Below are 25,603 nucleotides of genomic sequence, written 5' to 3' on the forward strand. Positions count from 1 at the left end.
GCGGCGCCGACAACCCCGTCGTTTCGCGGTTTTCGCCCCGTCAGGTTGCCCCCGCAGTGGCCCGTGGGCAAGGGTGGCGGGGTGCGAGAGAGTGAGTTCAACCGCCTCATGGCAGACGAGTTCGGCGACGCCTACGGCTCGATGGTGGCGAGCAGCCACGTCTTCGGCGCGCTCGACGGGCGCACCGCGAACGAGGCGCTCGCGGCCGGCGTCCCCGCCCGACGGGTCTGGCTGGCCGTGTGCGACGCCTTCGACATCCCCGAAGAGCGCCGCCTGGGCCGCGACCGGCCCGTCATCGACCACCCGTTCGAGTGAGGCCGTCTCGGTTCCGATGAGCCGGGCGGGTCGTCCCGGCAGTGGGTAGGGGTGAGCGGAACGAGGATGGCGGGTGCCGCCGTCGCGGGTCTGAGGTGGCTCGTCGACCGCACGCGGACACGCCACGCGACGTTGTTCGAACGCGTGTTCTATTTCGTGTAATGTGGTCCACAGATGCGACGCCGGGGAACCCTTCTCCACAGCGTGCGTGGCCCGTGATTCCGGTGTTGTCGGTGGTCGCATCTAGCGTCTGATTCGACACGAGGTCACCCAGCACGTCGGCCTCCTCGTCGATCGCCGGTAGGCGCGACCACCCACGATTTCGAAGGAGAAGGGCCATGGCCAAGGCACCCACCACCCCCAACCCGTCAGCATCGGGCGACAAGATCAAGTCGCTCGACACCGTGATGGCTCAGATCGAGAAGGCCCACGGCAAGGGCTCGATCATGCGCCTCGGCGAGGACGTGCGTCCTCCGATCGAGGTCATCCCCACCAGCTCGATCGCGCTCGACGTCGCGCTCGGCATCGGTGGCCTGCCCCGTGGCCGTGTCGTCGAGATCTACGGCCCGGAATCGTCGGGTAAGACGACGGTCGCGCTCCACGCCGTCGCCAATGCGCAGAAGGCCGGCGGCATCGCGGCCTTCATCGACGCCGAGCACGCGCTCGACCCGGAGTACGCCCGCAAGCTCGGTGTCGACACCGACTCGCTGCTCGTCAGCCAGCCCGACACGGGTGAGCAGGCGCTCGAGATCGCGGACATGCTGATCCGTTCCGGTTCGCTCGACATCATCGTCATCGACTCGGTCGCTGCGCTCGTGCCCCGCGCCGAGATCGAGGGCGAGATGGGTGACAGCCACGTCGGTCTGCAGGCGCGCCTGATGTCGCAGGCGCTGCGCAAGATCACCGGTGCGCTCAACTCGACCGGCACGACGGCGATCTTCATCAACCAGCTGCGCGAGAAGATCGGTGTCATGTTCGGCTCCCCGGAGACGACGACCGGTGGTAAGGCCCTCAAGTTCTACGCGTCCGTCCGCATCGACGTGCGCCGCATCGAGACGCTCAAGGACGGTTCGGAGCCGGTCGGCAACCGCACTCGCGCCAAGATCGTGAAGAACAAGGTGGCGCCGCCGTTCAAGCAGGCGGAGTTCGACATCCTCTACGGCCAGGGCATCTCGCGCGAGGGTGGCCTCATCGACATGGGTGTCGAGCAGGGCTTCGTCCGCAAGTCGGGTGCCTGGTACACGTACGAGGGCGACCAGTTGGGGCAAGGCAAGGAGAACGCCCGCACCTTTCTCAAGGACAACCCGCAGCTCACCGATGAACTCGAGCTCAAGATCAAGAAGAAGCTCGGCATCATCCCGGACGACGACGCGGTGCTCGAGGGCCTCGACCCGGACGCGCCCATCGACGCCGAGGTCATGGTCGACTTCTGATCGACGCCACGACGCGGCGGTGACGCCCCCGCTCCGACCGGGGATCGACGTCGCCGCGTGTGGGAGACGGTGAGCGCGACACATGCCTTCACGACCTGACGACGTCAGGCAGTCTCTGGGGCTGCCCGACTTCGTCGACCCCGTCGACGTCGGCGAGGCGAGCCTCGCCGCGTCACAGACGTGGGGCGACGAGCGACCGGCCACGGCGCGCGGCTTGTCGACCGGCGACCCTGCGGCCGGAGTCGCTCGTCCCTTCGGCTCGGCGGGCCACGAAAGCCGCTTCGCCGGTGACGACAGTGGCGACAACGCCAGCGCCCGGCCCGGCCGCGCCGGGCGCCGGCGCCAGGGCCGGGGCGGTTCGTCGTCCGGGTTCGGCCAATCATCGTTCGGTACGTCGTCCTTCGGCGCCTCGTCCTCGGGCGTAGGCGCGCGCTCAGGCGCCAAGCGCAAGGCCAAGAAGCAGCTGACGTGGGCCGAGAAAGCTGAGCGGCGCGAGAAGCGGGCAGCGGCGCGACGGGAAGCCGAGGCGGCTGAGCGCGAGAAGGACCCGATCGGGTATGCGCGCGAGATCGTCCTCACGCAGCTCACGGCGATGCCGCGCAGCCGCTCGCAGCTCGCCGACAAGCTGCGTGAGAAGGAGGTGAGCGAGGGCGTCATCGACGTCGTCCTCGACCGCATGGAGGACGTCGGGCTCGTCGACGACGAGGCCTATGCCGCCATGCTCGTGCGTTCGAAGCTCGCCTCCCGGGGGCTCGCCCGTCGCGCGCTGCGTCAGGAGCTCAAGCGCAAGGGCATCGACGACGACGTCGCGACCGTCGCGCTCGAACAGGTCGACGACGATGTCGAACGCGAGCAAGCTCTCGTCCTGGCGCGCAAGAAGATGGTGACGATGAGCCGGCTTGACGAGCCGACGCAGACGCGCCGCCTCGCCGGGCTGCTCGCTCGCAAGGGCTACTCGGGCGAGCTCGTGTGGTCCGTCATCCGGCAGGTGCAGGAGGAAGCGTCATGAGCGAGCACGAATCAGGCCCCGTAGCGCCCCGGAACTCGACCACGCCGACCGGCGTAGACTTGGATGGCCATGGCTAAGACGTATGAGGTGCGCACCCACGGGTGCCAGATGAATGTCCACGACTCCGAGCGCATCTCGGGGCTGCTCGAACAAGCCGGTTACACCGACTTCGCGGCGCTTCCGGAGACGGAGCGCTCCGAGAACCCCGATCTCGTCGTGTTCAATACGTGCGCCGTCCGCGAGAACGCAGCGAACAAGCTCTACGGCAACCTCGGGCACCTGCGTCCGACGAAGGACGCGACGCCGGGCATGCAGATCGCCGTCGGCGGCTGCCTCGCGCAGAAGGACCGCGCGACGATCGTCGAGCGCGCGCCGTGGGTCGACGTCGTCTTCGGTACGCACAACGTCGGCTCGCTGCCCGCCCTGCTCGATCGTGCCCGTCACAACGCCGAGGCCCAGGTGGAGATCCTCGAGAGCCTCGAGGTCTTCCCCTCGACGCTCCCGACGCGTCGCGACTCGGCCTATTCCGGCTGGGTGTCGATCTCCGTCGGCTGCAACAACACGTGCACGTTCTGCATCGTGCCGGCGCTGCGCGGCAAGGAGAAAGACCGCCGCCCCGGTGAGATCCTCGCCGAGGTGAAGGCCCTCGTCGCGCAGGGCGTCGTCGAGATCACGCTGCTCGGGCAGAACGTCAACACCTACGGCGTCGAGTTCGGCGACCGTCACGCGTTCAGCAAGCTGCTGCGCGCGTGCGGCGAGATCGAGGGCCTCGAGCGGGTGCGTTTCACGAGCCCGCACCCCGCGGCGTTCACCGACGACGTCATCGACGCGATGGCGGAGACGCCGAACGTCATGCCGAGCCTGCACATGCCGCTGCAGTCGGGCAGCGACAAGGTGCTCAAGGACATGCGCCGCAGCTACCGCAGCAAGAAGTTCCTCGGCATCATCGAGAAGGTCCGCGAGAAGATGCCGGACGCGGCGATCACGACCGACATCATCGTCGGTTTCCCCGGCGAGACGGAGGAGGACTTCCAGGGCACCCTCGACGTCGTCGAGGCCTCCCGCTTCAGCTCGGCGTTCACGTTCCAGTACTCGATCCGCCCTGGCACGCCGGCCGCGACGATGGACGACCAGATCCCCAAGGAGGTCGTCCAGGAGCGTTTCGAGCGCCTCATCGAGCTGCAGGAACGCGTCTCCTGGGCGGGCAACCGCGAGCAGGAGGGGCGCACCGTCGAGGTGCTCGTCGCGCCGAGCGAGGGCCGCAAGGACGCCGAGACGCACCGCATGTCGGGCCGGGCGCGGGACAACCGTCTCGTCCACTTCGCCGTGCCGGAGGGTGCCAAGCGCCCGCGCCCCGGTGACATGGTGACGGTCGACGTCACGTACGGCGCGCCGCACCACCTCGTCGCCGACTCCGGTCTCGACGGCGGCACGTACAGCGTGCGCCGCACCCGCGGTGGTGATGCCTGGCAGGCGTTGCAGGACGCGGCGGCCGACGGTACGCCGACCGGCGCCGCGAAGCCCGCCGTCAGCCTCGGCATGCCGTCGATCGGGCAGCCGCAGATGCCCGTCGCGACGGCGCCAGCCTGCGCCGCGAACTGAACCTCGCGCGGCAGCGACGGCGGCGCTGACCATCGCGCCGCCGCACGTGAGGCACCCACGTCGGCTCGTCCGGCGATCTCGTCATGACAGGAGCAGGATTCCCACGAGTGCGCAGCTGACGCCGCAGGCGCCGCGCGGTTATCGGCGCGGCACCAACGGCTACACCCGGATCACGACCGCGCTGTTCGCGGCGGGGATGGCGACGTTCATCTCGATGTACTCGGCGCAGGCCGTCCTGCCGCAGCTCGCTCGCGAGTTCGATGTCTCCCCGGCGACGTCGGCGCTCGCCGTCAGCGCGACGACGGGCGTGCTGGCCTTCGCGATCGTGCCGGCGAGCATCCTGTCGGAGCGGTTCGGGCGCATCCGTGTCATGGCGGCGTCGGCTCTGGTCTCCGCGCTCATCGGCCTGCTCATCCCGCTCGCGCACGATCTCGGTGTCGTGCTCGCCGGTCGCGCGCTGCAGGGCCTGACGCTCGCGGGCGTGCCGGCCGTCGCCATGGCGTACCTCGCGGAGGAGGTCGACGGGCGCGATCTGGGCGCCGCGATGGGCCGTTATATCGCGGGCACGACGATCGGTGGGCTGTCGGGGCGCCTCGTCGCGGGGCTGACCCTCGACGTCGTCAGTTGGCGGTGGGCGATGGAGGCGGCAGCCGTCGTGGCCCTCGTCTTCACGGCCGTTTTCGTGCGCCTCGCGCCGCCGAGCCGGTTCTTCGCGGCCAAACCGATCGGTGTTCGAGCATCGATGCACAACGTCGCGACGCATCTGCGCAACGCACGCGTCATGGCGCTCGTGGCGATTGCGTTCCTGCTCATGGGCGGGTTCGTGTCGCTCTACAACATCCTCGGCTTCCGTCTGCTCGATGAGCCGTTCGCGCTGCCGCAGGCGCTCGTCAGCCTCGTGTTCGTCATGTACCTGTCGGGGACGGTGACGTCGGCGTGGGCGGGGCGCCTCGCCGACCGGTTCGGCCGCGGCCGGGTGCTGCTCGCGTCGATCGCGTTCATGCTCGTCGGTCTCGCCCTCGCGTGGGTCGACTGGTTGCCCGGCGTGCTCGTCGGCATGCTCGTGTTCACGGGCGCGTTCTTCGCCGCTCATTCGAGCGCTAGCGGTTGGGTGAGCGCCATGGCCGACGAGCACCGCGCGGAGGCCAGTTCCCTCTACCTGTTCGGTTACTACACGGGCTCGTCCGTCGTCGGGGCGCTCGTCGGGCTGCCGTTCTCCCGCTCCGGCTGGGCGGGTGCGAGCCTCTTCGTCGGCGCGCTCGTCGTTCTGGCGGCGCTCATCGCGGCTTGGCTGGTCGCCGTCACGCGACGGACGCAGGCCGCGGCCACGCCGGGCGCCTCATGACCGGCGCATCCGCCACAATGGATGCCGTGAACGGCCCTCCCGCGCCCCTCGAGGTCATCGCGCTCGTCGGCCCGACGGCGACGGGCAAGAGCGACCTGTCGCTCGACCTCGCCGAGCGTCTCGGCGGCGAGATCGTCAACGCCGACGCCTCCCAGTTCTACCGCGGCATGGACGTCGGGACGGCCAAGCTCGCGCCGCACGAGCGTCGGGGCATCCCGCATCACCAGATCGACACGCTCGACATCCTCGACGAGGCGACGATCGCTCGCTTCCAGGAGGGGGCGCGCGCCGACATCGCCGCCATCCTCGCGCGCGGCCGGCGCCCCATCGTCGTCGGCGGTTCGGGCCTGTACGTGCGCGCCGCGCTCGACGTCCTCGACATCCCGCCGACGGATCCGCTGGTGCGCGCCCACTTCGAACAACGCGCGGTGGCCGAGGGTTCCGGCGCCCTGCATCGCGAGCTGGCCGCGAAGGATCCGCAGGCAGCACGCGACATCCTCGCAAGCAACGTGCGGCGGGTCGTGCGGGCCCTCGAGGTCATCGAGATCACCGGGCGCCCGTTCAGCGCGAGCGCGCCGACCAAGACCTTCCTGCGCCCGACGATCGTCCTCGGCCTGCAGGCCGACCCAGACGTCCTCGTTGCCCGCATCGAACGCCGCGTCGACCTCATGTGGGCCGCCGGAATGCTCGACGAGGTGCGCGCCCTCGACGCCCGCGGCCTGCGTCAGGGCCGCACGGCGAGCCGCGCGATCGGTTACAGCCAGGCGCTGCGCCAGCTCGACGGCGACCTCGACGAGGCCGCAGCGAAGGCCGAGACGGCCATCGCGACGCGCCAGTTCGCGCGCCGTCAGCGCGCCTGGTTCCGGCCCGATCCGCGGCCGGTGTGGCTGCCGTTCGACGCTCCCGATCTGCTCGATCGTGCGCTCGCGGAGATCGTCGCCTACGCGCCGGAGCGGCACGGCGCGGTGGCGAAACCTGACGCCGACGCGGTGTGACACGATGAGCGCGTGACGCGCATCCACTTCACCAAGGGCCACGGCACGCAGAACGACTTCGTCCTCGTTCCCGACGAATCCGGCGAGCTCGACCTGACGCCCGAGCAGGTCGCCTACCTGTGCCACCGCCACGCCGGCATCGGCGCCGACGGCGTCATCCGTGTCGTGCGCACGGCGAACGTGCCCGAGGTCGCCCACCTCGCGCCGCAGGCGACGTGGTTCATGGACTACCGCAACGCTGACGGCTCGCTGGCCGAGATGTGCGGCAACGGCACGCGCGTCTTCGCCGAGTACCTGCGTTCCCGCGGTCTCGTGAGCGGTGACGAGGGGGCGCCGTTCGTGATCGCGACGCGTGCCGGGCTCAAGGAGATGGTGGCCGTGCCGCACGGCTGGGCCGTCGACCTCGGCCAGTGGCGCCTCGCCCGCGCAGAGGAGGCCGAGCGGCGGGGGATGGACTCGGTCGTCCAGGTTCACGGGTCACCGGACCCGCTGCCCGCCCTGAGCCTCGACCTCGGCAACCCGCACACCGTCGTTGCGCTGCCGCCGTCGGTGCACCTGTCGGCCCTGGACCTGAGCGACGCTCCGCACATCGACCCGCACCCCGAGCAGGGCTCGAACGTCGAGTTCGTCCACGCCATCGAGCACGCGCACATCGGCATGCGCGTCCACGAGCGCGGCTCGGGGGAGACCCGCTCATGCGGCACCGGCGCGGCTGCCGCGGCGCTCGCGACGTGGTGGTGGGGCGGCCAGCCGGCCGATCAGGTCGACTGGCGCGTCGACGTGCTCGGGGGCACGCTCGGCGTGCACATCAAGGGCACCGAGGTCGCGCTGTCCGGCCCCGCCGTGCTCGTCGCCGACGGCGAGATCGACCTGTCGCAGCTGTGAGGCTGCCTCTGTGACCGCTCGCGTCAGGCGTCGCTGCTGCGGCTGACGTCGTCGGACGCCGGCAGCGGCAGCGGCCCGCCGTCGTCGAGGCGTTCGATCGCGAGGATGCGGAATCCCTTGACGCTCGTCAGCCGCTCGATCGCATACGACGAGCCGAGCTGCTCGGCGAGCCACTTCTGCAGCGAGTCCGAGCCGAGGTTGCGCTGCACGACGAGATAGGCGTGCCCGCCTACGACGAGGCGCGGCAGCCATGTCAGCAACAGCTCGTGCAGCACCTTCTTGCCGACCCGGATCGGCGGGTTCGACCAGATGAGGTCGAACCGGACGTGGTCCGGCACCTGCGACGGCTGCGCGACGGCGACGTTCGAACACCCCTGCGCCGCAACGTTGTCGGCACACAGGTCGAGCGCACGACGGTTGACGTCGACGCCCCAGACCTGCGCTGACGGGGAGCGCAGCGCGAGCGTCGTCGTGATCGGGCCCCACCCGCAACCGACGTCGAGGAACGTCCCGCTCGGCGGCGGCGTCGGAGCGTGGTTGAGCAGGACGGCGGTACCGGCGTCGAGGCGATCGGGGCAGAAGACGCCGGGTGCTGTCGTCATCGAGACCGCGCGGTCGGCGAGGCGGAGCGTGAGGGTGCGACGCTCGTCGGCGGAGGCGGGCTCGGCGCTGAAGTAGTGGTCGTTCATCAGGGCCCAGCCTACGGCGTGTCCGTGGGGCATCCGGAAGCCGCAACCAGGCAGCCACCCGAGGCGATCAGCCCCGACGACCGGCCGCTGCCTCCATGCACGACGGGACTAAATCGGTGGCCCCGGACGTTCTCTCCTGCGACGATGCTGGTGCGGCTCTCGCTTGCGAGACAATGAACCGCACCGCAACGAACGACGACCTTCGACGTGAGGATCCAGCCCTGAACGAGCGCAACCCCGCCGACTTCCTGTCCCGCCGAGCCCAGGCTCTCGCCGACAGTGACGACGCGACCCCCACCTACGACGAGCGCGGCTTCGTCGTCGACGCCTATGACGGCGACCAGTTCGAGCGCGAAGAACGCGCGGCGCTTCGACGTGTCCACGGTCTGTCGACCGAGCTGGAGGACGTCTCCGAGGTCGAGTATCGCCAGCTGCGCCTGGAGAAGGTCGTCCTCGCCGGCGTCTGGAGCGAGGGCAACGCCGAGGACGCGGAGAACTCGCTGCGCGAGCTCGCCGCGCTGGCCGAGACGGCCGGTTCCGAGGTGCTCGCCGGCGTCGTGCAGCGCCGGCTGCGACCCGACCCCGGCACCTGGCTCGGCAAGGGCAAGGCCGAGGAACTGAAGGAGATCGTCATCGCCGAGGGTGCCGACACCGTCATCGCCGACGGCGAGCTGGCGCCCAGCCAGCGACGCGCGCTCGAGGACGTCGTCAAGGTCAAGGTCATCGACCGCACCGCGCTCATCCTCGACATCTTCGCCCAGCACGCGAAGAGCAAGGAGGGCAAGGCCCAGGTCGAGCTCGCCCAGATGCAGTACCTGCTGCCGCGTCTTCGCGGTTGGGGTGAGTCGATGTCGCGTCAGGCCGGCGGTCAGGCCGCGGGCGGTCAGGGCATGGGTTCGCGCGGTCCGGGTGAGACGAAGATCGAACTCGACCGTCGTCGCATCAACACGCGCATGGCGAAGCTGCGCCGCGAGATCGCCGAGATGAAGACGACGCGCGACACCAAGCGCAGCGGCCGACGTAACAACAACGTGCCGAGCGTCGCCATCGCGGGGTACACGAACGCCGGCAAGAGCTCGATCCTCAACCGCCTCACCAACGCGGGCGTGCTCGTGCAGAACCAGCTGTTCGCGACGCTCGATCCGACGGTGCGTCGCGCCGAGACGGCTGACGGGCGGGCCTACACCCTCGCCGACACCGTCGGGTTCGTGCGCGACCTGCCGCACCAGCTCGTCGAGGCGTTCCGTTCGACGCTCGAGGAGGTCGCGGACGCCGACCTGCTCCTGCACGTGGTCGACGGTTCGCACCCCGACCCCGAATCTCAGATCTCCGCGGTGCGCGAGGTGCTCGCCGATGTCGATGCGAGCGACGTCAAGGAGATCATCGTCATCAACAAGGCCGATGTCGCCGACCCCGACGTCATCGATCGGCTCATGCGCCACGAGAAGTACGCGATCGCGGTGTCGGCGCGCACCGGCGCGGGCCTGCCCGAGCTGCTCCAGCTCATCGCCGACGAGCTGCCGAAGCCGGAGCGCCGCGTCGACGTCCTGCTGCCGTACGAGCGCGGCGACCTGCTCAGCCGCCTCCACGCGGACGCGGAGGTCCTCTCGATCGAGCACCGCGGCGAGGGCACCTACGTCCACGCCAAGGTGATGCCGGAGCTCGAGGGTGAACTCCAGGCGTACCTGACGAACGCCTGAAGCCACGCCGTCGCGAGTTCAGCGGCGGCCGACGACGAGCCACCACTGTCACGCTCCCGTGAGGGTGGTGGCTCGTCGGCGCCTACGCGGTGAGGTGGCTCACCTGTCAGACGGCGCGGTGGTGTGTCCCACACTTCACCTAAAATGCGGGGGTGTCACCGACTTCCCGCCCTACCGCCACCGCGGAGCACCGCCGTCTCGCCCAGGCGCCGAAGGACAGCGACCCCTGGCGGCTGTGGGGGCCGTACATGGCGTCGCGGCAGTGGGGGACGGTGCGCGAGGACTACTCTGCCGACGGCAACGCGTGGGCGTATCTGCCGTTCGACCAGGCGCACCAGCGCGCCTACCGCTGGGGCGAGGACGGCCTCGCAGGATTGTGCGACCGGTTCGGTTTCTTCAACGTCTCCCTCGCCATGTGGAACGGCAAGGACGACCGACTCAAGGAACGCCTGTTCGGGTTGACGAACAACGAGGGCAACCACGGCGAGGACGTCAAGGAGGTCTGGTGGCCGACGGACGCGACGCCGACGCACTCGTGGGCGAGCTGGCTCTACCGCTACCCACAGGCCAAATTTCCCTACAACCATCTGCGCGCCGAGGCGGCGCAGCGTTCGCGAACCGACGACGAGTACGAGCTGATCGACACGGGTGTCTTCGCCGAGAATCGCTTCTTCGACGTCGAGGTCAAGCACGCGAAGGCGAACCCGACCGACCTGTGCCTCGAGTACACCGTCACCAACCACGGGCCCGATGCTGCACCGCTCGACCTGGTCCCGCAGGCCTGGTACCGCAACACCTGGTCGTGGGGTCGCGACGACCGGGAGCCGTCGATCTCACTCGTCGACGCGAACACCGTGCGCGCCGAGCACGGCTGGCTCGGCGACTACGAGCTGCATGCCGACGGCAGCCCGCGCATCATCTTCTGCGACAACGAGACGAACGAAGGTGCCGTCTTCGGCCACGAGTTCAACCGTCGTGAGCTGACGAAGGACGGCTTCGACGCTCGCATCGTGCACGGTGACAGCGAGGCGATCCGCCTCGACTACGGCACGAAGGTCGGGTTCTGGTACCACTTCGACGACATCGGCCCGGGCGAGAGCGTCACCGTCAGGCTGCGGATGCGCGGGGTGGGCCGTTCCACCGCGCACCAACCGAAGGGCACCGCCCACCAGGAGCCGCCGCCCGGCGATCCCGCATTCGGTGAGGGTTTCGACATCGTCATGCGCACGCGCCGCGACGAGGCCGACGAGTTCTACGACGCCGTCATCCCCACCTCCGCCTCGCCCGACGACCGGCACATCGCGCGTCGTGCCTTCGCGGGTCTGCTGTGGGGCAAGCAGCTCTACCGCTACTACGTCGACGAGTGGCTCGCCGGCGACCCGGCCGGCGAGGCGCCGCCGCTGTCGCGCGTCACCGGCCTCGACGGGCGCCCGGGGCGCAACGTCGGATGGCGGCACCTGGCGCTCGCGGATGTCATCTCGATGCCGGACGAGTGGGAGTACCCGTGGTTCGCCGCGTGGGATCTGGCGTTCCACACGGTGCCGCTCGCGCACATCGACCCCGAGTTCGCCAAGCATCAACTCGTCCTCATGTGCCGCGAGTGGGCGCAGCACCCGAACGGCCAACTGCCCGCGTACGAGTGGGCGTTCGAGGACGTCAACCCGCCCGTCCACGCCTGGGCGTGCTGGCAGGTGTACGCCATCGACGGCGGCCAGGATCAGTCCTTCCTCATCCAGGTGTTCAACAAGCTGCTGCTCAACTTCTCGTGGTGGGTCAACCGCAAGGACGCCGACGGGACGTACCTGTTCGAGGGCGGCTTCCTCGGCATGGACAACATCACACTCTTCGACCGCTCCACCGACGTGCCGCCCGGCTACAAGCTCGAACAGTCGGACGCGACGAGCTGGATGGCGTTCTTCTCCCAGTCGATGCTGCGGATGGCGCTCGAGCTCGCGCGGCGCGAGCGCGGCTACGACAACGCCGCGACGACGTTCCTGCAGTACTTCATCAACCTCGCCCGGGCGATGGACCGCACGAGCCCCGACGTCGTCTCCAGCCTGTGGAACGAGGAGGACGGCTTCTTCTACGACGCCCTGTCCGACCCGGCAGGCCACATCACGCAGCTTCGCGTGCGTTCGATGGTGGGGTTGTTGCCGCTCATGGCCGTGCTCATCGCGCCGAGCTGGGTGCAGCACGAACTGCCCGACTTCGTCCGTGAGGTCGAGTGGATGATGGAGCGCGAGCCCGCGATGATGAAGGCGATCGCGCAGGCCGAGCACGACTCGGGCGGTGAGAAGCTGACGCTGTCGCTCATCTCCAAGCGCCGACGGGATCTGCTGCTCAAGCGATTGTTCGACGAGGAGGAGTTCCTCTCCGAATACGGCATCCGTTCGCTGTCGGCCGCCTACCGCGAGGAGTACACCGCCCAGATCGGCGGGCGGGAGATGTCGATCCACTACACGCCGGGCGAGTCCGACATCGACCTGTTCGGCGGTAACTCGAACTGGCGTGGGCCTGTGTGGTTTCCCGTCAACTTCCTCGTCGTCGACGCGCTGCGCCTCTACGCGGCCTCGACGCCTGGCGACACCGAGTACGAATACCCGACGAACTCGGGCCGGTTCATGAAGCTGTCCGACATCGTGCTCGACCTCGAGGATCGCCTGACGAACCTGTTCCGTCTCGGGCCGAACGGACGCCCGGGCGATCAGCGCGAGTACCCCGAGGGCCCGCTGTGGGACGAGCACGTGACGTTCAGCGAGTACTTCCACGGTGACACCGGCGTCGGCCTCGGCGCCGCGCACCAGACGGGCTGGACCGCGCTCGTCGCGCACTACATCTGCTCCGACCACGCGCCGGCGCTGCCCGGTTTGCTGCCGGGGGAGTGACGTCGTCGTCCCCAGTCGTGACGGCTGGGGGCGCCGTCAGGGTGGCGGCGCAGGCTGATCCACAGCCCCGGCGCGCTCGAGTCGGTGCCGCGGTACGCGCTGGCCTAGGGTTGGGGCATGCCCGAACTGCCCTCCCTCGATGAGCTCATGTCTGCCGCCGTCAGTGGGGTGGGTGGGGTGCCGCGCCCCGGCCAGGCGAAGATGGCGCAGGCCGTCGAGCACGCCATCGAGACGGGCGAGCACCTGCTCGTCCAGGCGGGCACCGGCACCGGAAAGTCGCTCGCCTACCTCGTTCCCGCGATCCGGCACGCGTTCGACGTCAACAAGCCGGCCGTCGTCGCGACAGCGACGCTTGCGCTGCAGGCGCAGATCGTCGACCGCGACATGCCACGCCTCGCCGATGCCCTCGAGCCGCTGCTCGGGCGGCGTCCGACGTACGCGCTCGTCAAGGGCAGGCGCAACTACCTGTGCCAGCACAAGCTGACGGGCGGCTACCCCGACGACGACGCCGACACGCTGCTCGGTGTCGGCCAGGTCGACGCCGACGCGGGTCGCACGGGCCGCGAGGTCGTCCGGCTGCGCGAGTGGGCGAACGAGACCGACTCGGGGGATCGTGACGAGCTCGTGCCCGGCGTCTCGGAGAAGGCATGGCGGCAGGTGTCGGTCTCCAGCCACGAATGCCTCGGCAGCAAGTGCCCCGTCGTCGAGGAGTGCTTCGTCGAGCTGGCGCGTGCCGACGCGAAGGAGGTCGACGTCGTCGTCACGAACCATTCGTTCATGGCGATCGATGCTTTCGAGGGCCGCCAGATGCTACCCGAGCACGACGTCGTCGTCGTCGACGAGGCGCACGAACTCGTCGATCGGGTGACGGCGACGATCACCGACGAGCTGACGACGGGCACGATCAGCGCCGCCGCGAAACGGTGCGGGCGCCTCGCCGACACCGACGACCTCAAGCGCTCGGCCGACCTGCTCAAGGACGCCCTCGAGCAACACCAGGAAGGGCGGCTGCTCGGGCTGTCCGACCCGCTCGAGATGGCGATCCGCGCCATCCTCGACGCGGCACGCTCGATCGCGAGCGAGCTCAAGCCCAAGAACCCGCAGGACAACGACGGCGTGCGTCAGATGGCGCGCGCGGCGATCGAGGACATCTTCTCCACCTGCGAGCGCATCCTCGAAGAACGCGAACTCGACGTGCTGTGGATCTCGCACAATGCGCGCGCGAACATCACGGCGCTTAGGGTCGCGCCGATGAGCGTCGCGATGCTCATGCGCGACAAGATCTTCGGCGAGCGGACCGTCGTCATGACGTCGGCGACCCTCGAACTGGGCGGCAGTTTCGACGCTGTCGCCGGCACGCTCGGCCTGCGCGGCGCGGGTGGCCCGGCGTGGAACGGCCTGGACGTCGGCTCACCGTTCGACTACCCCAAGCAGGGCATCGCCTACGTCGCGCAGCACCTGCCCGCGCCGGGGCGCGACGGCATGTCCGAGCAGGCGTTCGACGAGATCGAGACGTTGATCCGCGCCGCGGGCGGGCGCACGCTCGGGCTGTTCTCCTCGATGCGCGCCGCGCAGAGCGCCGCCGAGGCGATGCGTGAACGCCTCGGCGACGACTTCCCCGTCCTGTGCCAGGGCGAGGACCAGATGGGCACGCTGGTGCGCCGTTTCGCCTCCGACGCGAACACCTGCCTGTTCGGCACGATGACGCTGTGGCAGGGCGTCGACGTGCCCGGTTCGAGCCTGCAGCTCGTCATCATCGACCGCATCCCGTTCCCTCGCCCCGACGACCCGCTCGCCTCGGCGCGCTCGCAGGCCATCGCCAAGATGGGTGGCAACGGGTTCATGGCAGTCTCCGGCACGCACGCGGCGTTGCGGCTCGCGCAGGGTGCCGGTCGCCTCATCCGTCATGCCGACGATCGCGGCGTCGTCGCCTTTCTCGACTCGCGCATGATGACGGCGCGCTACGCCGGGTTCCTGCAGCGGTCGCTCCCACCGTTCTGGCCGACGACGGATCGCGCGCTCATCCTCAAGGCCCTCGCGCGCCTCGACGAGAACGCGCCCCCGATCCGCGCCGTCGCGGAGGCCGGCACCCGCTCGACGAAGGCGCCGACGAAGAAACCCGCGACGTCACAGCAGGCCGGGCAGGCCGGTGCCGACGCCGCGTCGGGGGCGAGGCGTGAGGAGGCGCGCTCCCGGGCCCTGGCCGCGGCGCAGGCGGCCGGCGTCAGCGGCATGGGCACCGCCAGCGCGCTGCAGGCACCCCCGCCGAAGCCTGCCCCCGTCGAGGAGAGCGCCCGCACCGCCGTCACCGACGGGCACGCCTGGACGGCCGAGGCCGACGAGGAACTGCGCGAGGGCATCGGCATGGGCCTGACGCTCGACGAACTCGCCGATCACCTCGAGATGAGCGAGGACGCCGTCGTCGCGCGCTGCGAACAGCTCGGCCTGCGCCCGCAGGGATCCTGACGTGGCGGATGGCGCATGGTGTGGCGCGGGCGCGTTGTCGGTGGCGAGTGAGAGGGTGACGGCATGAGCGACGTCCCGCAGATCATCCTCGTCACCGGGCCTGAGCGCATCCTCGCCCAGCGCGCCGTCGAGGAGAGCCTCGAGGCCATCACGGCCGCGCACCCGGAGGCCGAGATCGTGCGCATCGACGTCGCCGAGTACCAGCCCGGGCGTCTCACGACGGAGTTGTCGCCGAGCCTGTTCGGTGGGCGCCGCGTCATCGTCGTGCGTGACTTCGACGAGGCGCCGGACGCCCTTGTCGACGAGCTCGAGGACGCGCTGAAGGTCGGTCTCGACGACGCCAACCTCATCGTGCTGCACAAGGGCGGCAACCGCGCCAAGCGCGTGCTGGATGCACTCAAGAGGGCGAAGGCGCGCGTCATCGAGGCGCCGGCGATCAAGTCGGATCGCGACAAGTCGGCGTTCGTCATGAACGAGTTTCGTCGCGCACGCCGCCGCATCGCACCCGAGGGCGTGCGGGCGCTGCTCGAGGCGGCCGGCAAGGACACCTCAGAGCTCGCCGCGGCGTGCCGTCAGCTCGTCGACGACACGAGCGGCGTCGTCGACGAGAACACCGTCGGCACCTACCACGGCGGCAAGGTGGAGGCGACGGGCTTCCGCGTGGCCGACGCGACCGTCGCCGGCAACGCGCCCGAGGCCCTGCGGCTGCTGCGCCACGCGTTCGCCTCCGGGGTCGATCCCGTGCCGATCGTCGCCGTCCTCGCCTCGCAGCTGCGCCAGGTCGCCAAGGTCGCCTCGGCCGGCAGTGGACGCAGTGCGGATCTCGCGAAGCAGCTGGGGATGCCACCCTGGCAGGTCGACAAGGCGCGGACGGCGTCGCGCGGATGGGACGGCGTCCGTCTCGGACGCGCGATCCAGGCCGTCGCCGCGGCCGACTTCGCCGTCAAGGGTGGTGGACGCGATCCGCAGTACGCCGTCGAGCACGTGGTCCTCGAGATCTGTCGTCAGCGCCACGCGCCGAGCGAGCGTCACTGACGGCCTCGGGCCCGCCGCCCCGATTGCGCCGCGCAGTGGCTCGGCTGGTAGATTTGAGCGAGTGCGTGTGGGCTCAGGTCGTGCGCACACGCAACAGCAGTAACCAGCGGTCTCTCATCGCCAGGTGTCCCCACGCCATATCCGAGAGGCCGTCTGTCGCCCTCACGACAGAACACATTCGACCGAAGAAGTGAGATTTTCGTGGCAAACATCAAGTCGCAGATGAAGCGGATCAAGACGAACGAGATTCGTACCGAGCGCAACAAGGCCTACAAGTCCGAACTGCGCACGTGGATCCGCAAGTTCCGCGCCGAGGTCGAGGCCGGCAACAAGGACGCCGCGTCGACGGCCCTCGCTGCTGCCTCGCGCAAGCTGGACAAGGCTGTCTCCAAGGGAGTCATCCACAAGAACCAGGCCGCCAACAAGAAGTCGGCCATGGCGAAGCAGCTCAACCAGATCTGATCGCCGTGGTGCTTCGCGAGAAGCGCTTCGCATGACGTGGGCCGTCACCTCCCGAGGTGGCGGCCTTCGTCATGCCAGGGCCCGGGCGGGCCGAGGACGAGGCGACGCGCTGCCCGAACCGGCCAGCGCGGGAAAACGCCGACGACGTGCCCCCGGCCGCCCTGACATAATGAGCCGGAACTTTCGCGGGGCCTGCCCGCACCGACGCGATGTGAGGACGATCCCTTGAGCGAGACCGAACACAGCCAGCGCTACACCGCGGAACTGGCGGGGCAGATCGAGCGCCGCTGGCAGGACGCGTGGGAGGAGGCAGGCACCTTCGAGGCCCCCAACCCGAGCGGACCGTGGGCGGACGAGCAGGGCGTCGCCGGGCGTGACAAGGTCATGATCCAGGACATGTTCCCCTACCCCTCGGGTGCGGGGCTGCACGTCGGTCACCCGCTCGGCTACATCGCGACGGACGTCTACGCGCGCTATCAGCGCACCCAGGGCAAGAACGTCCTCTACACCCTCGGCTACGACGCGTTCGGGCTGCCTGCCGAGCAGTACGCCGTTCAGACGGGCCAGCACCCGCGCAAGACGACCGAGGACAACATGGTCAACATGCGTCGTCAGCTGCGCCAGCTCGGGCTGTCGCACGACGCGCGCCGCACGTTCGCGACGATCGACCCGTCGTACTACAAGTGGACGCAGTGGATCTTCCTGCAGATCTTCGACGCCTGGTACGACCCGGACGAGAGCAAGGCCCGCCCGATCGACACCCTCGTCGAGGCGTACGAGAGCGGCCGCGTCGCGACGCCGTCGGGCGAGGCGTGGGGCGACCTCGACGCCGCTGGGCGCGCTGAGGCGATCAACGCGCGCCGCCTGGCGTACAAGTCGGACGCCCCCGTCAACTGGTCGCCGGGCCTCGGCACCGTCGTCGCGAACGAGGAGGTGACGGCGGACGGCCGCACCGAGCGCGGCAACTTCCCGGTGTTCAAGCGCAACCTGCCGCAGTGGATGATGCGCATCACCGACTACGCCGACCGTCTCGTCGACGATCTCGAGCGCCTCGACTGGCCCGAGTCGATCAAGCTGCAGCAGCGCAACTGGATCGGGCGCAGCAACGGCGCGTCGGTGCGTTTCGACGTCGCGACCCAGGCCGGTTCGGGCGAACAGATCGAGGTCTTCACGACGCGTCCCGACACGATCTTCGGCGCGACGTTCATGGTGCTCGCGCCGGAGCACCCGCTGCTCGAGACGATCGTCCCGGAAGCCTGGCCAGCCGGGACGAATGAGTCGTGGACGGCGGGTGCCGGGACGCCGCGCGACGCCGTCGCCGCCTACCGCCGTGAGGCCTCGCGCAAGAGCGACGTCGAGCGTCAGGCGGGGGAGAAGGGCAAGTCGGGTGTGTTCACCGGTGCCTTCGCGACGAATCCCGTGACGGGTCGGGCGGTGCCCGTGTTCGTCGCCGACTACGTCCTCATGGGCTACGGCACGGGCGCGATCATGGCCGTGCCCGCGCAGGACGAGCGTGACTGGGAGTTCGCGCAGGCCTACGGCCTCGACATCGTGCGCACCGTCCAGCCGAGCGAGGGCCACCCGGAGGATCAGCCGTACACGGGCCAGGGCGCCGCGATCAACTCGTCGACGGCCGGGCTGTCGCTCGACGGGCTCGACATCGAGACGGCGAAGAGGAAGGTCATCGAGTGGCTCGAGGCCAACGAGCGTGGCACGGGCACGACCACGTACCGCCTGCGCGACTGGCTGTTCTCGCGTCAGCGCTACTGGGGCGAGCCGTTCCCGATCGTCTACGACGAGGACGGGACGGCCCACGCGCTGCCGGAGTCGATGCTGCCCGTCGAACTGCCCGAGGTAGCCGACTACTCGCCGAAGACGTACGACCCGGAGGACGCCGAGTCGATGCCCGAGTCGCCGCTGTCGCGCGCCGACGAGTGGGTCAGCGTCGAACTCGACCTCGGCGACGGTGTCAAGAGGTACACGCGTGAGACGAACACGATGCCCAACTGGGCCGGTTCGTGCTGGTACGAGCTGCGCTATGCCGACCCCGCGAACACCGAGCGCTTCGTCGACGCGGGGTGCGAGGAGTACTGGCTCGGCAAGGGCCGCGGCTTCGGCAAGGGTGTCGCGAACGACCCGGGCGGCGTCGACCTGTACGTCGGTGGCGCGGAGCACGCCGTCCTGCACCTGCTGTACGCGCGCTTCTGGCACAAGGTGCTGTTCGACCTCGGCCTCATCTCGAGTGAGGAGCCGTTCCGCAAGCTGTTCAACCAGGGCATGGTCCAGGCGTACGCCTTCCGCGACGGGCGCGGCCAACCCGTGCCGGCCGCGGAGGTGCGCGAGCGCGTCGAGGGCGACGAGACGATCTACGAGTGGCAGGGCCAGCGAGTCACCCGCGAGTACGGGAAGATGGGCAAGTCGCTCAAGAACGTCGTGACGCCCGATGAGATGTGCGACACCTACGGTGCCGACACGTTCCGCGTCTACGAGATGTCGATGGGTCCGCTCGACGCCTCGCGACCGTGGGAGACGCGCGCCGTCGTCGGATCACAGCGCTTCCTGCAGCGCCTGTGGCGCAACGTCGTCGACGAGAACACCGGTGAGCTGCGGGTCGACGAGGAGGGGATGGACGAGGCCACGACACGCCTCGTGCACCGCACGATCGACGGCGTCACCGGCGACTACGAGAACCTGCGCTTCAACACGGCCGTCGCGAAGCTGATCGAACTCAACAACGCGCTGACGAAGCTCGACGCCGTGCCGCGCGAGGCCGCGGAGGCCATCGTCCTCATGACGGCGCCGCTCGCCCCGCACCTCGGCGAGGAGCTGTGGCGCCGCCTCGGACACGAGCAGAGCCTCGCGTTCGAGCCGTTCCCGACAGCCGACCCGGCGCACCTCGTGCAGGGCACCGTCGTCGCCGTCGTCCAGGTCGCGGGCAAGGTGCGTGACCGTCTCGACGTCGCCGCCGACATCAGCGAGGCCGACCTCGAGGCCGCGGCGCTCGCCAGCGAGAAGGTGCAGAACTTCCTCGAGGGCAAGCAGGTGCGCAAGGTCATCGTGCGCGCGCCGAAGCTCGTCAACATCGTCGCGGGCTGATGGCTCGAGCCGGTGGCAGGGCCGGTCGGGTCGGTGTCGTCACCGACTCGACCGCCTGCCTCCCCGCCGAGTTGGTCGCAGGCTGCGCGCCTGACGCGGCGAGCCTGCTGAGGGTCGCGCCGCTCAACGTCACGATCGGCGACGTCACGCGCCCCGAGGACGAGTTGGGGGCTGACGCGGTCGCCTCCGCACAGGCCGAGGGGATAGCGGTGACGACGTCGCGCCCGTCACCGGCGGCGTTCGTCGAGGCCTACCGGGCGCTCGCGGACGCCGGATGCACGAGCATCGTGTCGCTGCACGCATCGCAGGCGTTGTCGTCGACGGTGAGCTCGGCGCGGCTGGCGTCGCTCGAGGCGGGGTTGGACGTCGAGGTTGTCGACTCGCGCACGCTGGGCATGGCGCTCGGTTTCGGCGTGCTCGCGGCGCTGCGCTGGTCGCAGGCCGGGTATGACGTCGACGCCGTGGCCGAGGCGGCGCGCGCCACGTGCGCGTCGTCGCGCACGGCGTTCTACGTCGACTCGTTGGAACCGCTGCGCCGCGGCGGGCGGATCGGGCGAGCCGGGGCTCTGTTCGGCTCGGCGTTGTCGATCAAACCGCTGCTGCAGGTCGACGACGGCGTCATCGCGCCGCTCACGCGCGTGCGATCGCGGGGCAAGGCCGTCGAGCGGCTCGGGACGTGGGCTCTGGCTCAGGCCGAGAACCTCGGCGAGGGCAAACGCGTCTGCGCCGTGCACTCGCTGCAGCACTCCGAGTTGGCGCAGGTGCTCGTCGACCGGTTGGGCGGTGGCGCGTCCCCTGGGGCGGGGCGGGACGGTGAAGCGCGTTCCGCTGAAGCGAGCTCGACCGGTTCGTCTGGGGGCACCGGTGACGATGCGACGGGGCCGGCCCGGCCGGGCAGCCGGGCTGCGGGTCCGCGAGCGGACGGTGCCCCAGGCGCGGCGGGCCCCGATGCGGCCGACCAGGTTGGCGACGTGGCTGCGCTCGGAGCGTCCTCGCCGGACGGAACACGGGGCGACGGTGCCCGCGCTGCAGCGGAGGCCGACGCCGCGTCGTCGTCAGCCGTGCGGTGGGCGATGGCGCCGGTGCAGGCGCGCCTGGGAGCCGTCGTCACCGCGCACGTGGGCGCCGGAGCACTCGGCGCCGTCGTCGCGGTGATGCCGGAACCGCCGGGCTGACGAAGGCTGCTGCGAGCCGCATCGGGCGCGCCTCTTCCACAGCTGTGACGGCCACGGGCCCATCCGGCACGCGCCTGCACGCGTTTCCACACCTTCGGCTCGCGTCAGCGAGCGTGGAGGGATGGGGCTTCTTACCGTCGAGGCATGACCCGCAGAACGCTGCCCGAGACCGACGACCGGCTCGACGAGGTGCTCGCCGAGATCGAACGCGCCCGCCACGAACCGACGTGGGTGCCCGAACCGGAACGCACCGCCCGCCGACTCGTCCGAGCACCGGACGGCCTCGAGGACGCCCGATGGCGTCCCTCGCGTCCGGCTGCCCTGCTCATCGGCGTGTGCGCGGTGCTCGCCGTCGCCGTGCTGGGGCTGCGTCTGCTGCTCAGTTCCGGAGATGACGGTGCGGCACCGAAGGCGCTCATCGCGTCGTCATCGCCGCGTATCGCCGGGAGCGCCAGCGTGGCGACGACGGGGAGTAGGGGTGCTGCGTCGACGCCGTCTCACAGCACTGCCATGGCTTCGGTCGCCGGCGCGACGAGCGGCGCGCCTCTCAGCATTCACGTCGTCGGGGCGGTGCGGCGCCCGGGCGTCGTCCAGGTGCCGGCCGGAAGCCGCGTCGCGGATGCCGTGACGGCGGCCGGCGGGATGTCGGGTGCCGACGCGACGGCGATCAACCTGGCTCGGCCGCTCGCCGATGGGGAGCAGGTCCACGTCCCCCGCCCGGGCGAGAGCGTCCCCCCGCCGGTGCCCGTGGCGCCGGCTGCAGGGGCCACCGCACCGGGCGCTCCGGCGGCCGTGGCGGGCCCGACTGCTCCGGGAGCGCCCGGTGGCGGGGCCGCGGCCGGGGGCGTCGTCAACGTCAACACCGCGGACGCGACATCGCTCGACGCGTTGCCCGGGGTCGGGCCGGTTCTCGCGCAGCGCATCGTCGAGTGGCGTGAGAAGAACGGTCGGTTCTCGAGCGTCGACGAACTCGGTGAGGTCTCCGGTATCGGCGACAAGATGCTCGATCGCCTGCGCAGCAAGGTCACCGTGTGAGTCTCGGCGGCCACGACATGCGGTTGTTGTCGGCCGCGTGCGTCGCCTGGGCGGCCCTCGCCACCCTGCTCTCGGCTCGCCCCGACCCCGCGATCGTGGTCGTCGTCCTCGCCCTCGTGACGATCGTCGCCGGGGCCCTCGCGTTCGGGACGCGCTTGCCTGGTCTACGGGCGGACCAGTCAGCCCGAGCCCGGCACGAGGGCGAGGATGACGAGAATCCGGCGTCATCCCACGGGTCGGGGTGGGCGCTCTGGGCGCTGCTGGTCATCGCGCTGACGACGATCGTCCTCGCTGCGGCGCAGGTGACGTTGGCGCACGAGGAAGCCGGGCCGGTGACGACGCTGGCCCGTGACCGCGCCGTCGCGACACTCGAGGCGAGAGTGACGGGCCAGCCGCACCGGGTCGTCGGCGCCGGAGGCGACGAGCGCTTCGTCGTCCCGGCCCAGATCGACCGCATCACGGCGCACGGACGCACGCAGGAGGTCGCGACGCCCGTCATCCTCGTCGGCGATCGTCGGTGGACGAACCTCACCTGGCAGTCCCACCTGCGGGCGCGCGGGCGTCTGGCCCCATCGCAGCGTCTCGGGGCGGCGCGCGCCGTCGTGCAGGTCAACGGTGCCCCGGACGTCGTCGGCGCTCCGCCCTGGGTGGTGACGACACTCGAACCTGTTCGGGCCGGGCTCGTCGGCGCCTCGTCGCAGTTGCCGGACGACCCCGCCGGCCTGTTGCCCGCGCTCGTCGTGGGCGACACGGCCCATCTACCGGACGACCTGACGGACGCGATGAACGCCACCGGCATGTCGCACCTCAACGCCGTGAGCGGTTCGAACGTGACGGTCGTCCTCGTCGCGACGATGTGGTTGTTGGGGTGGTCGCGCACGTCACGTCGGGTGCGGGTGGCCCTGGCTCTCGTCGCGCTCGCCGCGTACGTCGTCCTGTGCCGACCCGAACCGAGCGTGGTGCGCGCGGCCGCGATGGGTGCCGTGGGAGTGCTCGGCACGTCGTGGGGACGCGAACGCGCCGCCTGCCCGGCGCTCGCGGCAGCCATCGTCGGATTGTTGGTGTGGGATCCGTGGCTTGCCGTCAGCGTCGGCTTCGCCTTGTCGGCGCTGGCGACGCTCGGGCTCGTTCTGTTCGCGCGACGCTGGTCGCAGGCCCTGCTCACGAAGCTCGGTTCGCGGCGCGGCCGGTTCGTCGACGGGATGGTCGAGATCACCTGCGTCCCGCTCGCCGCGCAGGCGCTGTGCCTGCCGGTGCTCGTCGCCCTCAATTCGTCGGTGTCGTGGGTCTCGATCCCCGCGAACGTCGCGGCCGAGCCATTCGTCGCGCCGGCGACGCTCGGTGGCATGATCGTGTCGACCGTCGCCGTCATCGCTCCGACGCTCGCAGGGTGGCTCGTGTGGTTGCCGGGGCTGCCCACCTGGGTGATCTGCGCAGTGGCCCGCCTCGCTGACGCCGTCCCCGGCGGCTCGGTGCCCTGGCTCCCGGGGCTGGCCGGAGTCGTGCTCGCCATTGTCGTCGTGGCCGTGCTCCTGTGCGCGTGGCGGGCCATCGTCTTCACCGGTCGCTTCGGTCTCGTCGCGCTCGGGGTCGCGGGGGCGCTCCTGGCGGCTGTGCTCGCGCCGTTGCCGGGGGAGTCGGCCGCACCGCCCGCGTGGGTCTATGCGCAGTGCGCGGTGGGTCAGGGGGATGCCGCGCTCGTGCGCACCGGGGCGACGCGCGCCGTCATGATCGACGTGGGGCCTGCCGACGGCCATCCCGCGCAATGCCTCGAGCGCCACGGCATCACGACGCTCGACGCCGTCATCCTCACCCACTTCCACGCCGACCACGTGGGCGGACTGGCTGAGGTCTTGCGTGCTTCCGACGCTCCGGTGGCGGTCCTCGGAACGTGGGTCATGGAGGGCGCTCAGGAGAGTGAGGGACTCAAAGGCCGCGGTACAGCGGCGTCGTCACGATCGCGCGGCGAGCAGGGCGCGTTGGGTTCGGTGCAAGCAGCGCTCGAACAGCCTCGGGCTTCGCTCGGGGCGCTCGCACCGGGACAACGCCTCGTCATCGGCGAGGTGACGATCGAGGTGCTGTGGCCGCGCCGCGTCATGACGGAGGGGTCGGTGCAGAACAACGCCTCACTCGTGCTCGACGTATCGGCGCCCGCGTATCACGCGCTCATGCTGGGCGATTGCGAACGTGAGGCGCAGGCCGCGGTGATCGAACAGGTGCGTCAGAGCGCCCGGCGACGCGCGTTCGACCTCGTCAAGGTGGCGCACCACGGTAGCTCCAACCAGAACGAGCGCCTCTACGAGGCGGCGGCCGCGCGTCAGGCCGTGATCGGGGTGGGCGCCGGCAACGACTACGGTCACCCGACGAAGAAGACGCTCGAACTGTTGGCCCGGCACGACGCGCGGGTGTGGCGTACCGACACGCAGGGTGACGTGGACGCCCTCGCGACGGGTGGCTCGATCAGCCTGCAGGCTCAGCGATGAGCGTGCTGCGCGCTCGGCACCCGTGCTGCCGCGTCGGCGAGGGCTTCGAGGGTGGCGGTGACGGCGGGGACCCGCTGCAGGTCGGGTGTCGTCACGGCGAACACGCAGCGCCGGCTCGACGGCAGCAGCGGCAACGTCACGACGTCCGGATGCGACGTGGAGCGCAGGATCAGCTCGGGAATGAGCGCGACGCCGAGGCCCTCCGCGACGAGGCCGAGAACGGTGACATAGTCCTCCGTCTCGAACGCGACGTCGGGCGCGTAACCGGCGCCCTGGGCGAGGCTGACGAGGTGGCCACGGCATCGGGGGCACCCCGCGATCCACGAGGCGTCGCTGAGCTCCTCCATGCGGACGCTCTCGGCTGCGGCGAGGGGGTGATCGCGCGGGACGGCGAGACGCACGTCGTCGTGCAGGAGCCCGCGGGTGAGGAACGGGTCCAGGTCCTCGCCTGCGGGGAGCGGGTCCGCGTCGTCGTACGTGAACGCCACGGCGACGTCGCAATCGCCGGCACGCAGGCTCGCCAGGGATTCCGGGGGTTCGGCCTCGGCGAAGCTGACCTTGACGTCTGGGAACCGCTCCTTGACGAGTGCGAGGGCGCGCGGGACGAGCGTTGACGATGCCGACGGGAACGCCATGAGGCGCACCCGCCCGGCGCGCAACCCAGCGATGGCGGCGACCTCACTCTCGGCGGCCTCGAGGGCACTGAGGACGGGCGTCGCAGTGCGCGCCAGCACCTGCCCGGCCTCCGTCAGCCGCACCGAGCGGCCGAGGCGCTCCACTAGAGCCGTCCCGGTCTTCTCCTCGAGACGGCGCACCATCTGCGACACGGCCGGCTGAGAATAGCCGAGAGCGGCAGCGGCGGCGGTGAAGCTGCCCTCGTCGCTGATCGCCTTCATGACGCGGAGCCCGGCTGCATCGATCATGCACCAAGAATAACGTGCTCTTATCCATTGTTGAGACAATCGAACGCAGACCTATGGGAGGGGCAGGATG

Annotated in this window: 18 protein-coding genes; 16 read left to right on the forward strand and 2 right to left on the reverse strand. The window is 70.3% G+C overall.

Annotation, left to right across the window (positions count from 1 at the left end; genetic code table 11):
* Positions 1 to 81: 81 nt before the first annotated feature.
* From J4Z35_RS11400 to dapF, 7 genes are all read left to right on the forward strand, one after another.
* Positions 82 to 315, forward strand: a complete 234-nt coding sequence (locus J4Z35_RS11400) for a DUF3046 domain-containing protein (RefSeq protein ID WP_038567672.1) — start codon at positions 82 to 84, stop codon at positions 313 to 315.
* 338 nt (positions 316 to 653) lie between these two features.
* Positions 654 to 1,748: a recombinase RecA gene (recA, locus tag J4Z35_RS11405; protein ID WP_006944576.1), complete on the forward strand. Its 1,095-nt coding sequence runs from the start codon at positions 654 to 656 to the stop codon at positions 1,746 to 1,748.
* Positions 1,749 to 1,830: 82 nt separating this feature from the next.
* Positions 1,831 to 2,757, forward strand: a complete 927-nt coding sequence (locus J4Z35_RS14560; protein ID WP_083603909.1) for a regulatory protein RecX — start codon at positions 1,831 to 1,833, stop codon at positions 2,755 to 2,757.
* A gap of 63 nt (positions 2,758 to 2,820) precedes the next feature.
* The gene (miaB, locus tag J4Z35_RS11415; RefSeq protein WP_006944587.1) at positions 2,821 to 4,359 is read left to right on the forward strand and encodes a tRNA (N6-isopentenyl adenosine(37)-C2)-methylthiotransferase MiaB; all 1,539 of its coding nucleotides are present in this window, start codon (positions 2,821 to 2,823) and stop codon (positions 4,357 to 4,359) included.
* Positions 4,360 to 4,405: 46 nt separating this feature from the next.
* On the forward strand, positions 4,406 to 5,704 hold the full coding sequence (locus J4Z35_RS11420; protein WP_208065577.1) for an MFS transporter: 1,299 nt from the start codon (positions 4,406 to 4,408) through the stop codon (positions 5,702 to 5,704).
* A gap of 17 nt (positions 5,705 to 5,721) precedes the next feature.
* Positions 5,722 to 6,699 (forward strand): tRNA (adenosine(37)-N6)-dimethylallyltransferase MiaA, encoded by a 978-nt coding sequence (miaA, locus tag J4Z35_RS11425; RefSeq protein ID WP_062258673.1) that lies wholly within the window; start codon positions 5,722 to 5,724, stop codon positions 6,697 to 6,699.
* A gap of 12 nt (positions 6,700 to 6,711) precedes the next feature.
* Positions 6,712 to 7,584 carry a diaminopimelate epimerase gene (dapF, locus tag J4Z35_RS11430; RefSeq protein WP_062258675.1) on the forward strand — a complete coding sequence of 291 codons (873 nt, stop codon included), beginning with the start codon at positions 6,712 to 6,714 and terminating at the stop codon, positions 7,582 to 7,584.
* Positions 7,585 to 7,607: 23 nt separating this feature from the next.
* On the opposite strand, the gene J4Z35_RS11435 is transcribed toward dapF, so the two are convergent.
* A complete protein-coding gene (locus J4Z35_RS11435; protein ID WP_006944580.1) occupies positions 7,608 to 8,273 on the reverse strand; it encodes a methyltransferase in 666 nt (221 codons plus the stop codon).
* Positions 8,274 to 8,446: 173 nt separating this feature from the next.
* Between J4Z35_RS11435 and hflX the strand changes: the two genes are divergently transcribed.
* The 9 genes from hflX (at position 8,447) to J4Z35_RS11480 (ending at position 24,610) form a co-directional block, all read left to right on the forward strand.
* Positions 8,447 to 9,973, forward strand: coding sequence for a GTPase HflX (gene hflX / locus J4Z35_RS11440; protein ID WP_006944588.1), 1,527 nt, complete (start codon positions 8,447 to 8,449; stop codon positions 9,971 to 9,973).
* 152 nt (positions 9,974 to 10,125) lie between these two features.
* Positions 10,126 to 12,858, forward strand: coding sequence for a glucosidase (locus J4Z35_RS11445; protein WP_074040527.1), 2,733 nt, complete (start codon positions 10,126 to 10,128; stop codon positions 12,856 to 12,858).
* Between the two features lie 117 nt (positions 12,859 to 12,975).
* Positions 12,976 to 15,324 carry an ATP-dependent DNA helicase gene (locus J4Z35_RS11450; RefSeq protein WP_074040526.1) on the forward strand — a complete coding sequence of 783 codons (2,349 nt, stop codon included), beginning with the start codon at positions 12,976 to 12,978 and terminating at the stop codon, positions 15,322 to 15,324.
* 63 nt (positions 15,325 to 15,387) lie between these two features.
* A complete protein-coding gene (gene holA / locus J4Z35_RS11455; RefSeq protein ID WP_074040525.1) occupies positions 15,388 to 16,359 on the forward strand; it encodes a DNA polymerase III subunit delta in 972 nt (323 codons plus the stop codon).
* Positions 16,360 to 16,560: 201 nt separating this feature from the next.
* Positions 16,561 to 16,821 (forward strand): 30S ribosomal protein S20, encoded by a 261-nt coding sequence (gene rpsT, locus J4Z35_RS11460; RefSeq protein ID WP_006944584.1) that lies wholly within the window; start codon positions 16,561 to 16,563, stop codon positions 16,819 to 16,821.
* Positions 16,822 to 17,046: 225 nt separating this feature from the next.
* Entirely contained in the window at positions 17,047 to 19,917 is a 2,871-nt protein-coding gene (gene leuS, locus J4Z35_RS11465; protein WP_062258681.1) for a leucine--tRNA ligase, read from the forward strand.
* On the forward strand, positions 19,917 to 21,092 hold the full coding sequence (locus J4Z35_RS11470; protein ID WP_074040524.1) for a DegV family protein: 1,176 nt from the start codon (positions 19,917 to 19,919) through the stop codon (positions 21,090 to 21,092). Before leuS ends, J4Z35_RS11470 begins: the two co-directional genes overlap by 1 nt.
* 144 nt (positions 21,093 to 21,236) lie before the next feature.
* Positions 21,237 to 22,127 carry a ComEA family DNA-binding protein gene (locus tag J4Z35_RS11475; protein ID WP_082740959.1) on the forward strand — a complete coding sequence of 297 codons (891 nt, stop codon included), beginning with the start codon at positions 21,237 to 21,239 and terminating at the stop codon, positions 22,125 to 22,127.
* On the forward strand, positions 22,124 to 24,610 hold the full coding sequence (locus tag J4Z35_RS11480; protein WP_074040523.1) for a ComEC/Rec2 family competence protein: 2,487 nt from the start codon (positions 22,124 to 22,126) through the stop codon (positions 24,608 to 24,610). Before J4Z35_RS11475 ends, J4Z35_RS11480 begins: the two co-directional genes overlap by 4 nt.
* On the opposite strand, the gene J4Z35_RS11485 is transcribed toward J4Z35_RS11480, so the two are convergent.
* Positions 24,601 to 25,533 carry a LysR family transcriptional regulator gene (locus J4Z35_RS11485; protein ID WP_062258691.1) on the reverse strand — a complete coding sequence of 311 codons (933 nt, stop codon included), beginning with the start codon at positions 25,531 to 25,533 and terminating at the stop codon, positions 24,601 to 24,603. The genes J4Z35_RS11480 and J4Z35_RS11485 overlap by 10 nt on opposite strands.
* Positions 25,534 to 25,603 lie beyond the last annotated feature (70 nt).

Source organism: Dermacoccus sp. NHGro5, assembly GCF_017565385.1.
Taxonomy (GTDB): domain Bacteria; phylum Actinomycetota; class Actinomycetes; order Actinomycetales; family Dermatophilaceae; genus Dermacoccus; species Dermacoccus nishinomiyaensis.

Coding starts and splice junctions, on each gene's coding strand:
- recA (WP_006944576.1), top strand. CDS start 654: ATGGCCAAGGCACCCACCACCCCCAACCCGTCAGCATCGGGCGACAAG.
- J4Z35_RS14560 (WP_083603909.1), top strand. CDS start 1,831: ATGCCTTCACGACCTGACGACGTCAGGCAGTCTCTGGGGCTGCCCGAC.
- miaB (WP_006944587.1), top strand. CDS start 2,821: ATGGCCATGGCTAAGACGTATGAGGTGCGCACCCACGGGTGCCAGATG.
- miaA (WP_062258673.1), top strand. CDS start 5,722: ATGGATGCCGTGAACGGCCCTCCCGCGCCCCTCGAGGTCATCGCGCTC.
- J4Z35_RS11435 (WP_006944580.1), bottom strand. CDS start 8,273: ATGAACGACCACTACTTCAGCGCCGAGCCCGCCTCCGCCGACGAGCGT.
- hflX (WP_006944588.1), top strand. CDS start 8,447: ATGAACCGCACCGCAACGAACGACGACCTTCGACGTGAGGATCCAGCC.
- J4Z35_RS11450 (WP_074040526.1), top strand. CDS start 12,976: ATGCCCGAACTGCCCTCCCTCGATGAGCTCATGTCTGCCGCCGTCAGT.
- holA (WP_074040525.1), top strand. CDS start 15,388: ATGAGCGACGTCCCGCAGATCATCCTCGTCACCGGGCCTGAGCGCATC.
- J4Z35_RS11470 (WP_074040524.1), top strand. CDS start 19,917: ATGGCTCGAGCCGGTGGCAGGGCCGGTCGGGTCGGTGTCGTCACCGAC.
- J4Z35_RS11475 (WP_082740959.1), top strand. CDS start 21,237: ATGACCCGCAGAACGCTGCCCGAGACCGACGACCGGCTCGACGAGGTG.
- J4Z35_RS11485 (WP_062258691.1), bottom strand. CDS start 25,533: ATGATCGATGCAGCCGGGCTCCGCGTCATGAAGGCGATCAGCGACGAG.